The organism is Streptomyces sp. MZ04 (assembly GCF_004684775.1).
Lineage (GTDB): Bacteria > Actinomycetota > Actinomycetes > Streptomycetales > Streptomycetaceae > Streptomyces.
The window spans coordinates 1-9,625 of sequence record NZ_SRIC01000301.1; the positions used below are offsets into that span (position 1 = coordinate 1).

At 70.3% G+C, this 9,625-nt stretch carries 9 protein-coding genes; 7 read left to right on the top strand and 2 right to left on the bottom strand.

Going from position 1 to position 9,625, the window contains the following annotated elements; all coding sequences use genetic code 11:
* Positions 1-255 precede the first annotated feature (255 nt).
* Together E2651_RS36645 and E2651_RS36650 are read left to right on the top strand one after the other, a co-directional pair.
* Entirely contained in the window at positions 256-1,470 is a 1,215-nt protein-coding gene (locus tag E2651_RS36645) for a D-alanyl-D-alanine carboxypeptidase (protein WP_245239450.1), read from the top strand.
* A gap of 253 nt (positions 1,471-1,723) precedes the next feature.
* Positions 1,724-3,601 carry a glycosyltransferase family 87 protein gene (locus tag E2651_RS36650; RefSeq protein ID WP_135335585.1) on the top strand — a complete coding sequence of 626 codons (1,878 nt, stop codon included), beginning with the start codon at positions 1,724-1,726 and terminating at the stop codon, positions 3,599-3,601.
* A gap of 49 nt (positions 3,602-3,650) precedes the next feature.
* On the opposite strand, the gene E2651_RS36655 is transcribed toward E2651_RS36650, so the two are convergent.
* Together E2651_RS36655 and E2651_RS36660 are read right to left on the bottom strand one after the other, a co-directional pair.
* Positions 3,651-4,526 carry a MerR family transcriptional regulator gene (locus E2651_RS36655; protein WP_135335586.1) on the bottom strand — a complete coding sequence of 292 codons (876 nt, stop codon included), beginning with the start codon at positions 4,524-4,526 and terminating at the stop codon, positions 3,651-3,653.
* Positions 4,527-4,599: 73 nt separating this feature from the next.
* Positions 4,600-5,229: a hypothetical protein gene (locus E2651_RS36660; RefSeq protein WP_135335587.1), complete on the bottom strand. Its 630-nt coding sequence runs from the start codon at positions 5,227-5,229 to the stop codon at positions 4,600-4,602.
* A gap of 164 nt (positions 5,230-5,393) precedes the next feature.
* Between E2651_RS36660 and E2651_RS36665 the strand changes: the two genes are divergently transcribed.
* From E2651_RS36665 to E2651_RS36685, 5 genes are all read left to right on the top strand, one after another.
* Positions 5,394-6,413: a helix-turn-helix domain-containing protein gene (locus tag E2651_RS36665; protein ID WP_135335588.1), complete on the top strand. Its 1,020-nt coding sequence runs from the start codon at positions 5,394-5,396 to the stop codon at positions 6,411-6,413.
* Between the two features lie 528 nt (positions 6,414-6,941).
* Positions 6,942-7,664, top strand: a complete 723-nt coding sequence (locus E2651_RS36670; protein ID WP_135335589.1) for a hypothetical protein — start codon at positions 6,942-6,944, stop codon at positions 7,662-7,664.
* A gap of 78 nt (positions 7,665-7,742) precedes the next feature.
* Entirely contained in the window at positions 7,743-8,150 is a 408-nt protein-coding gene (locus E2651_RS36675) for a hypothetical protein (protein WP_135335590.1), read from the top strand.
* 76 nt (positions 8,151-8,226) lie between these two features.
* A complete protein-coding gene (locus E2651_RS36680; protein WP_245239451.1) occupies positions 8,227-8,358 on the top strand; it encodes an amphi-Trp domain-containing protein in 132 nt (43 codons plus the stop codon).
* Between the two features lie 104 nt (positions 8,359-8,462).
* Positions 8,463-9,625, top strand: a 1,163-nt coding sequence (locus E2651_RS36685) for a low temperature requirement protein A (RefSeq protein WP_135335591.1), incomplete at its 3' end; no start/stop codon positions are given.

A 9,625-nucleotide genomic window follows, 5' to 3' on the forward strand; every position in this document is an offset into this window, starting at 1 on the left:
AGATGTGTATAAGAGGCACCCCCCAAGCCCGAACGCGACGCCGAGCGCACCAGTAAATTCGTCGCGCTCAAGCCGCTCGATCAGCAGCCCGGTGCGGCCGCCGGCGCCAAGCCAGAGGCGGCCGCGCCCGGCAACGTAGGGCCCGAGCGCACCACCCAGCAGCCGCTGCCGCCCAAGCCGCCGCTTGATCTTCTCGCCGAGCTGACCAATACCCCGCCGCCGGCCGAGACCCCCGTCCGCACCGCCGTGCGCAGGGTGAAGATCTGGACGCCGCTGGTGCTGCTCCTCGTGATCGTCTTTGCGGTCGTACAGGCCGTGCGGCCCCTGCCGACGCCCACCCTGAAGCTCACCGCGCAGGACACCGTCAGCTTCGAGGGCGGTAAGCCGTCCATGCCGTGGCCGGGCGAGGGCCAGGCCGCGATGGATGTGAACGGCATCGGCTCCTTCGGGACCTCCGGCGACCAGAAGCCCGTACCGATCGCGAGCATCGCCAAGGTCATGACGGTGTATTTGATCCTGCGCGACCACCCGCTGGAGAAGGGCGACCCCGGCCCGAAGATCCCCGTCGACGCCGCAGCGCAGAAGCACTACGAGACGGGGAAGCCGGCCAACGAGTCGGTCGTCAAGGTGACCGAGGGGCAGAAGATCACCGAGTACGAGGCGTTGCAGGCGGTCATGCTGCCGTCCGCGAACAACATCGCCAAGCTGCTCGCCCGCTGGGACACCAAGAGCAACTCCGAGGACGAGTTCGTCGCGAAGATGAACGAGACCGCCAAGGAGCTGGGGATGAAGAACACCCACTACACGGACCCCAGCGGCCTCGACAAGACGACCGTGTCGACGGCCGAGGATCTTGTGAAGCTCGGGCGTGCCGCCATGGAGAACCCCGTCTTCAACGAGATCTCCCGCCAGCCCAGCTACAAGGACCTCAACGGCGACAAGCAGAACAACTTCTTCGGGCTCGTCCCGACCGTCGCCATCGGCATCAAGACCGGCACCACCACCGCGGCCGGCGGCAACATCCTCTTCGCCGCGGAGAAGAAGGTCGGCGGCAAGACGCAGACGATCATCGGCGCCGCCCTCGGCCAGTACGGCGACAACGGCGTGGCCAACATCGACGAGGTAACCAACGTCACCCAAAAGCTCATCGAGGCCGGACAGGGCGCGCTCACCGCGAAGGCCATCGTGAAGAAGGGCGATGTGGTGGGTGAAGTCGAGGACGGGCTTGGCGGGTCGTCCCCCGTCGTCGCCACCGAGGACGTATCGGCCGTCGGCTGGTCCGGACTGACGGTGAAGCTGGAGCTGAATGACCAGAAGGGCAAGACCGTCCCGCACACGGCGAAGGCCGGAACCAAGGTCGGCGTGCTGAGCGTCGGCGACGGCAAGGGCGGCGCCATCGAGGTGCCGGTCGCCCTCCAGGACGACCTGACCGAACCGGGCTTCGGCGCCAAGCTGAAGCGCGTCGGCTAGCACCACAGGCCGAGAGCCCGGCGTAACCACATACGCCGGGCCCCGCAACCGCACATACGCCAAGCGGGCGAACGCCGTTGGCCGAAGTCGGGCGGACCCTTCGCGGGGGGCGGCACCACCCCGGGCCTACCTCCGCCCTGCGTGCTAGCGTCACAAGCTCGGGGGCAGTACGCCGGGATGAGTCAAGGGGTGTTCCGGGACGAACCCCCAGGCGCTCGCCCCCAGGACAGGAACAACACGGGGAGAGCCTTCAGTGGCCACAGCGGAGCCGACGCGAGCCGACGACGCGGATCCTGAGCCCGGCTCCGGTGGAACCACACGCACCGGCGCACGAATACAGCTGCCCGCCCAGCGCCGCCCCGAGCCCACGCCCCCCGAACGGGCCCCCTGGCACGTCCGGTTCCTGCGGCACCCGTTCCTGCGGCACCCGGTGACCATCGCGACCGTGTCCGCGGCCGTGCTGCACCTCGTCTGGTTCTTCACCACCGCCAACGGCGGCGGAGACCTCGCCGCCCAGGACGCCTGGGCGGAGTTCGCCGGACGGCACCCCGACTCCGCGTACAACCTCGCCTGGTACGGCGGCATGCACCCGGTGTCGTACAGCGTCATCTCGCCGTATCTGATGTCGGTGCTCGGCGTGCGGACCACGATGATGGTCGCCGGCACGCTCTCCGCCGCGCTGCTCACGATGATCCTGATCCGCAGCCGCGCGGTGAAGCAGCCGCTGTGGCCCGCGCTCGCGGGCGTCTTCGCGCTGTTCTGCAACGCCGTGTCGGGCCGCGTGACGTACGGCCTCGGCCAGATGTTCGCGCTCATGGCGGTCGCCGCCGTCTTCTGCTGGCCCCACCGCTGGCGCTACAAGCGGTGGGCGAAGGCGCTGGTGGCCGCGCCGTTCGCCGCGCTCGCGACCATGGGAAGCCCGGTGGCCGGGCTCTTCGTCGGGCTCGTCGCCGTCGCGCTGTTCCTCAGCAAGCGGTACCCCGGCGCGTACGCGCTCGGGCTCGCGCCGGCCGCCGTCGTCGGCGTCTCCGCGTGGCTCTTCCCGTTCTCCGGTACGCAGCCGATGTCGTTCGGGTCGGCCTCGCTGCCGCTGCTCTACGCCGGGTTCGTCTTCTACGCCGTACCGAAGCAGTGGAAGACCGTGCGGATCACGACCGCCGTGTACGCGGCCTTCGTGCTCGGCGTCTGGCTCGTCAGCTCGCAGATCGGCTCGAACATCACCCGCCTCGCGATGTCCTTCGCGGGCGTCGTGCTGCTCGCCGCGCTGCCGTACGCCGTGCCGAAGTCCCGCAAGTGGTACGTGACCGTGGTGGCCATAGTCGGCTTCATCGGCTGGGTCGGCTTCAAGGCCGGGGACGACGTCGTCCACACGACACCGGCCGCGACCTGGTCGCGCGAGCTGGCGCCGATCGTCAACGAGCTTCAGGAGGTCGGCGCGGAGAAGGGCCGCGTCGAGGTGGTGCCCGCGCGCAGCCACCGCGAGGCCTCCGCGCTCTCCCCGTACGTGAACCTCGCCCGCGGCTGGAACCGGCAGGCGGACATGGAGCGCAACCCGCTCTTCTACGACGACACCCTCAACTCGGCCAACTACCACGAGTGGCTGCAGCGCTGGTCCGTGCACTTCGTGGTGGTGCCCAACGGCGAGCCCGACGGCGACGGCGGCAAGCGCGAGGCCGCGCTCATCGAGAAGGGCCTGCCGTATCTGAAGCAGGTGTGGGTGGACTCGAACTGGCAGCTGTACGAGGTCACCGACCCGAACCCGCTCGCCGATCCGCCCGCCGACGTCAAGCGCGCCGAGCAGGGCGAGTGGACGATCGAGGTGAAGAAGCCGGGCAAGGTCCTGATCCGCATCCCGTACTCGCCGTGGCTGAGCCTCGTGGACGCCGAGGGCAAGGGCGTCGAGCGGCCGCGGGAGACCGAGGAGTCCCAGCAGCGGCGCGAAGCCGACGAGGATCTGCCCAAGGTGTACGACAACCTCAACGGCTGCCTGATGGAGGCCGAGGAGAACGCCGACGGCGACAAGTGGACCGAACTCCTCGCCCCCGGCCCCGGCGTCTACCGCCTGGGCGCCCCCTACCAGCTCCCGCGCGGCACCGCCTGCCCGGACGAGCTGCGGGAGAGTGTGCGGTAGCGCTCCGCCGGAGTTGCGGTCAGCCCCGCGCCCCTTACGGGGCGCCGACTCACCGGCTCACGGGAAACGCCACGTCGCACACCTCGTCGTCGGGGCCCGTCGTCTCCCACTCCGCGAAGTAGATCTCGCGGCACGGGCCCGTGATCGTCAGGCCTTCGCGGGAAGCCCAGTCCTCGACCGCCTGGAACGCGGCGAGGATCTGCGGGTAGGAGACCTGCGCCTTCGTGATGCGGGTGAAGGCGAGCCGGTGGGCGGGCTCCACGCGGGAGTCGACGCCCCGCTGGCGCCCCGCGGCCTGTGCCCACGCCCGCGCGGCCGCCGCGTCCCTGACCGGGACGCACGCCTCCGCGGGGCCGTCGCTGTCCTGGGTCACATCGGAGTGGTAGATGACGAGCGGTGCGCCCGCGGCGCCGCCGCACTCGGCCTCGGCCGCCTCCTCCAGACGGCGCGTCGAGGCGTCGATCCAGACCGGCAGCTCCTCGGCGAGCAGATGCCGGGTCTCGCTGATGACGTACTGCTCCGGTACGTCGACGATCTCGATCGGGAAGTCCTTCTGGTACGTCTCATGCATCGCGGAACCTCTTCCTGAAAGGCGTCCACGGAGGTACCCCGCCAGCGTGCGCTGCTCGGCATGGCGCTCCTCGACACCCGCCCAGTACGCGGCGACCGCCAAGGCCGCCCGCTCGCCGTCCAGGCCGACGACCCCGGCGATCTCCGCGAGCGGCATGCCGAGCCGGCGCAGCAGGACGACCGTGCGGGCGTCCTCCACCTGGGCCGTGCGGTAGTAGCGGTAACCGGTGGCCCCGTCGACGTACGCGGGGGCCAGCAGCCCCAGGCGGTCGTACAGGCGCAGCGCCTTGGGCGAGAGCCGCGCGCGGGCGGCGAACTCACCGATGGTGAGCAGCGGGTCCGGGTCCGGGTCCATGGGGGCATCCTCCGTCACCGGGCCCGTTGTCGGCCCGGTGCGCCGGACGATGCGCTCTGCCCCAGGGGCAAGGTCAACCGGGAGGACCACCGCCGGGTCCGTAGCCGTAATAGGCCTGGGCCTCCAGCCACCGGCGGTGCCTGCCGCGCCGTACGCCGACGATGATCGCCAGGGCGGCGGCCGCGAGGATCCCGCCGAGCGGCACGAGGACGGTCACCGCTATGCCGCCGATGAAGGACGAGACGTCGGTGGAGTCGCCGGGGGCGAAGGTGAGGACGCCGCGCGGGTCGTCGCACATCACCCGGTACTCCGCGTCCGTATCCGTCTTGAGCACGAACGCCCGCTCCCAACGGGCGTCGCCCTTGGTCACGTTGAACGCCCCGCCGGGCGTCATCACGCGCGGCACGGAGTCGGGCGGACCCGAGACCTTGCAGTGCGCACGGGCGACGAAGGGGCTGCGTACGTAAATGGCGGCATCGTCGTCGGGCGCGATCCGCACCGTGACGGACTCCCCGCTGGCGAACGCCCTGCCGTCGTCGACGGAGTCCACCGCGGAGGTCAGCGTGATCACGAAGCTCACGATGCCGATGCCCACGCACAGGGTCGCGATCACCCCCGCGACGATGAACCACCGCCGCCTGGGCCGCAGTTGACGCGGGTCGATCCGCGGCGGGGGTCCGGGAGGCGGCCCGTAGGGATACATGGCGGAACGATGGCAGGCGGCGGGCGGTTGGGGAAGAGCGCCGGGTTCGAGCCGCACGTGACGTCAACTCCCGTTTGCCCGAAGGTGGTTGGAAGGTGGTCGTGTTCAGGGCGAAGCGCCTTCTTCTCTTCTCCGCCAACTCCTCGGCCCTGCATCATTGTTGGATGCCCATCCTCGAGGACACGGCGGAGCGGAGCAGCAAGCCGGCAGGGTCGACAGGGCCGGTGGTGACGGTCGACACCGACTCGATTCCGGTGCCGGACCGGTTCGGCTGGTGGAAGGACATGGCGGGACAGGCGATCATGCCCGTGTCGCTCCGCAGCCCGTACGCGTCCGACTTCAAGGGGCGGGCGGAAACCGTGCAACTGCCGCACAGCCCGTCGGGGACCTTCACCTACTCCCCGATGTCGGCCTGGCGCTCCCCTGTCCAGATCCGCCGCCAGGACCCCGAGGACTACTTCCTGGTCCTGGTCGGGGGCGGCAGCTCGATCCGTCTCGAGCAGGGGCGCGGTATCGCCTGCCTCGAGGCGGGCGAGATGGCTCTGTTCTCCACGTCGCACCCGCTGGCCGTGGAGTTCGTCGACAAGGGCCGCCCCTGCCAGAGCACGCAGTTCCGGCTGCCGCGGACCGTTCTTCCGCTGGCCGGCGGGCGGGCGGACGGGCTGTTGGCCGAGCCGCTGTCCACCCGGTCCGGATCCGGGGCGCTGCTCGTTCCGTACCTGAAGGGCCTTGCGGACGCCGTCCGCGACTGCGGGCCCGCGGAGTTGGCCCGGATCGGCGCCATCGGGGTGGACCTGGCCGCTTCCCTGCTGGCCGCGCACCTCGGCGACGAGGACGGACTGCCCGTGGAGACGCGCCAGGCGGCACTCCTCGCCCGCATCAACGCCTTCATCGACCACAACCTGCCCGACCCGGAGCTGCGCCCGGCGGCCGTCGCCGCGCATCACCACATCTCCGTACGCACTCTTCATCAACTCTTCCGCAGCGAACCGGAGTCGGTGAGCGCCACGATCCGACGCCGCCGCCTGGAGCACTGCCGAGCCGACCTCACCGACCCCGGCCTGCGCCGCCTGCCGATCGGTGAGATCGCCGCACGGTGGGGATTCCGCCACCCCGCGGACTTCAGCCGCACGTTCCGCCATGCCTACGGCGTCCCGCCGAGCGAGATCAGGGTGAATCGGTGAAGGGACCGCATGCGCTGGATGCACTGGATGCGAAGGAACACCGCGCGCCCTGCTAACGCCCTGACCGCCCGGCGCGAGGACAGTGGTCCACGGCATCCCAGTGGCTTCAGGGGCGGGACGTGCGGGCCACGCGCCCATCGGTCGCGTGGCACAGTGGCGCTCGGGGGGACTGAAACGCTGGGGTGCCTCTCCGTAAGTCTCCCTACGTCTCCGTATGTTGGTGCCGCGGCCTCAGTACCGCTGACGCACCGATGACACCCGTTCGGTTCCGGCCAGTAAACTGCGCGCGCTCAGAAGCGTCGGCGTCGCAGGAAGGCGAGGGGAACCGTGGCACACGGGGGATACCAGGGCTGGGGACCGGCGGGCGGTCCGCCGCAAGGGGGCAACGGCCCGGATCCGTACGGCCCGCCGCCGGCTGGCCCATACCCACCCCCACCCCCGCAGCCGTACCCGTACCCGCGTCGGCCGCAGCCCGTCCGGCGGGGGCGTTCCGGCTGCGCGCTCTTCCTCATCTCGCCGCTCATCCCGGTGATCCGCTCAAGCCGCCGCCGCGCCGAGGCGATCTTCAACCAGCCTGGCCCCGGCCATATCGCTGACCGGCTGGTGACGCAGGTGCAGTTGTGGCGGGCGCTCGTGGGTGCGGCCGCCAGCCTCCTCCTCGTCTACACCTACGGCGCGGACGACGGCTGGAGCGGCGTCGCCAACGACGGTGCCGTGAAACTGATCCTTGCCCCGCTGCTGCTCATCTTCACCGGGCCACTGGTCGTCCTGGGCTTCATCCGCTACGCGCCCCCCGCGCAGCGGCAGTTGCTCCGCTCCCGGCTGCGCGAGCCGCTCAAGGCCGTGGGCTGGTACGTCGGCATCTTCGTGGGCGTCGGACTCGTACTGGCAGGCAGTGCCCTTGCCGTGAAGCAGAACTACGGCACGATGGTGAACGGCCTCATCGGGCTCGGGCTGCTCATCGGCCTCGTCTGGCTGCTGCCGTTCCTCGGCTTCTCCTCCGCCTACGCCGCCCGCTATGCCTTCAACACGTCCAACGTGCACGCCGCTCTCCCGGCCGCGCTCACCGTCGTACTCGTCTGGGAGCTGATGCTCTGCAGCGTCGCGCTCGAGGGCGGAATGCCGCACGGGCCACCGGCCGCACAGTGGTGCGCGGTTCTGGGCGGCCCGGTGTCCGTGACCGCGGTGGCCCTGTGGGAACTCCACCGCATGCGCACCCGGCACGGCGTCCGCATCCGTAACCGGGGATGACGTGATGCTGCAGCGTGCCCGCCGACGACGTTCGAATCCACGGCCGAGTTTCAGGTCAATCCGAGCGGGCTGAACACGGTGGCGCTCGACGGGACGAAGGCGTACACGTACGCCGCCGGAGGCGGATCGCTCGACGCCATCGACCTGGCGTCGGGGGAGACCTTCGGCTCGGCCGAGCCGGAAGGCGCGCTGCCGGACGGGTATCTGCCCGCGACCCGCGACCCCGCCGACACCGACGTGGCTCCCGCCTGTGAACAGCGGAGGCCGGTCGTGGCGACGGTGGCCGGGACGAAGGTGGCGCTCGGTCTCTTCCCGGTCGTCGAGAAGGGCAGCGGCACCACCCCGGACTCCACGGCCATGGAACTGGTGGCCCTGGACACCGAAAGCGGCAGGACCGCGTGGCGGGACCGTCTGGACATCCAGGAGAACAACGTCACGTGCCGGATCGCCGGAGTCAGCGCGAACACGGCGGTCACATACCCGTAAGCGTGACGACATCCTCCTGACCTGTACAGATGGCCTGCGAATTGCTCATCAAGAGCTGCCGGTATCGCACCCCGACATGCACAGCGCATCCGACAGAACGCTGAGCCTGCGGATCCCCGACGACCTTCGCAGCGAGATAGAGGTCGAGATCGGTGACGGGGAGATCGAGCTGGAGATCGAGTTCAAGTGGCCTCGCCCTGAGCCCTGACGGCTGTCGGTGGGTTCCGCACCGACAGCCCCTTACTCCACGGCAGTTGGGTATTGTTCCGCCCGGGTTCGACCGGGCGGGGGGTCCGGTCGGGAGGGGGAATCATGGCCACACGCGGTGAGCGTTCGCGGATCGTTCCGACGGAGGGCGGGCATCGCGTCACGCCCGCCGAGCTGTTCTTCGACCTGGTCTTCGTGTACGCCATCACGCAGGTCACCGCGCTCATGGCGGCCGACCCGAGCCCGCTGCGGCTGCTCGGCGCGGGCGTCGTGCTCGCGCTGCTGTGGTGGTGCTGGACCTGTTTCGCCTGGCTGGGGAATGTGGTGCGGGCCGACTCCGGGGCGGTGTTCGGAGTGCTCGTCGCGGTGATGGCCGTGGTCATGGTCGTATCGCTGACCGTGCCCGAGGTGTACGCGGACGCGGCCGGCGGGCTGCCGGTGCCGCTCGTCTTCGTACTCTGCTACGGGGCTGTGCGGGTGCTGCATCTCGTCACGTACTGGATGTCCGCCCCGGATGACCTGGCGCTCCGGGCCACCTTGCGGCGGACCGCGCTGCTCTCCGTGGCGCCGCCGTTCGCCCTGCTCCTGGTCGGCAGCGCCTTCAGCGGCCGCGCACAGGTGCTGCTCTGGCTCGGCGCCGTGGCGGTCGACTACTTCGGGATCTACCTCGTCGGTGGCTCCGGCTGGCGCGTGGCCTCACCGGGTCATTTCTCCGAACGGCACGGACTGATCGTCATCATCGCCCTCGGCGAGTCGATCGTCGCCATCGGAGTGGGCGTGTCCGGATCCACTCTGACCTGGCCCGTATTGGGAGCGGCCGCGGTGGGGCTGCTCGTGGTGGCGGGGCTGTGGCGGGTGTATTTCGGGAGGGTGAGCGATGCGCCTGAGCATCACCTCGCGGCATTGGACGGCGACGACCGGACCCGCTTCGCACGTGACGTCTACACCTTCCTGCATCTGCCGCTCGTCGGTGGGGTCGTGCTGACCGCGCTGGGAATGAAGAAGGTCCTCCACCAGGTCGCCGACACCGGCCACTACGACCTGTCCGAGCCGCTGCACGGGGTGGTGGCCTGGGCGCTTCCCGGCGGCGTGGGGGTGTTCCTGGCCGCCGCCGCGGCGATCCTGCTGCGTACGGCCGGGCAACGGTCCGTCCCACTGATCGCCGGGGGCGTGCTGTGCCTCTGCGCGGGGGCGGTGGTCGTGGTGGTACCGGCGCTGGTCGCGCTTGTGGTGGTGGCGGGGGTGGGGGCTGTCTCTTATACACTTCT

Bases quoted from the DNA above. Each gene is read 5' to 3' on its own strand.
- E2651_RS36665 (WP_135335588.1), top strand. From the start codon at position 5,394: ATGCCCATCCTCGAGGACACGGCGGAGCGGAGCAGCAAGCCGGCAGGG.
- E2651_RS36660 (WP_135335587.1), bottom strand. From the start codon at position 5,229: ATGTATCCCTACGGGCCGCCTCCCGGACCCCCGCCGCGGATCGACCCG.
- E2651_RS36680 (WP_245239451.1), top strand. From the start codon at position 8,227: ATGCACAGCGCATCCGACAGAACGCTGAGCCTGCGGATCCCCGACGAC.
- E2651_RS36655 (WP_135335586.1), bottom strand. From the start codon at position 4,526: ATGGACCCGGACCCGGACCCGCTGCTCACCATCGGTGAGTTCGCCGCC.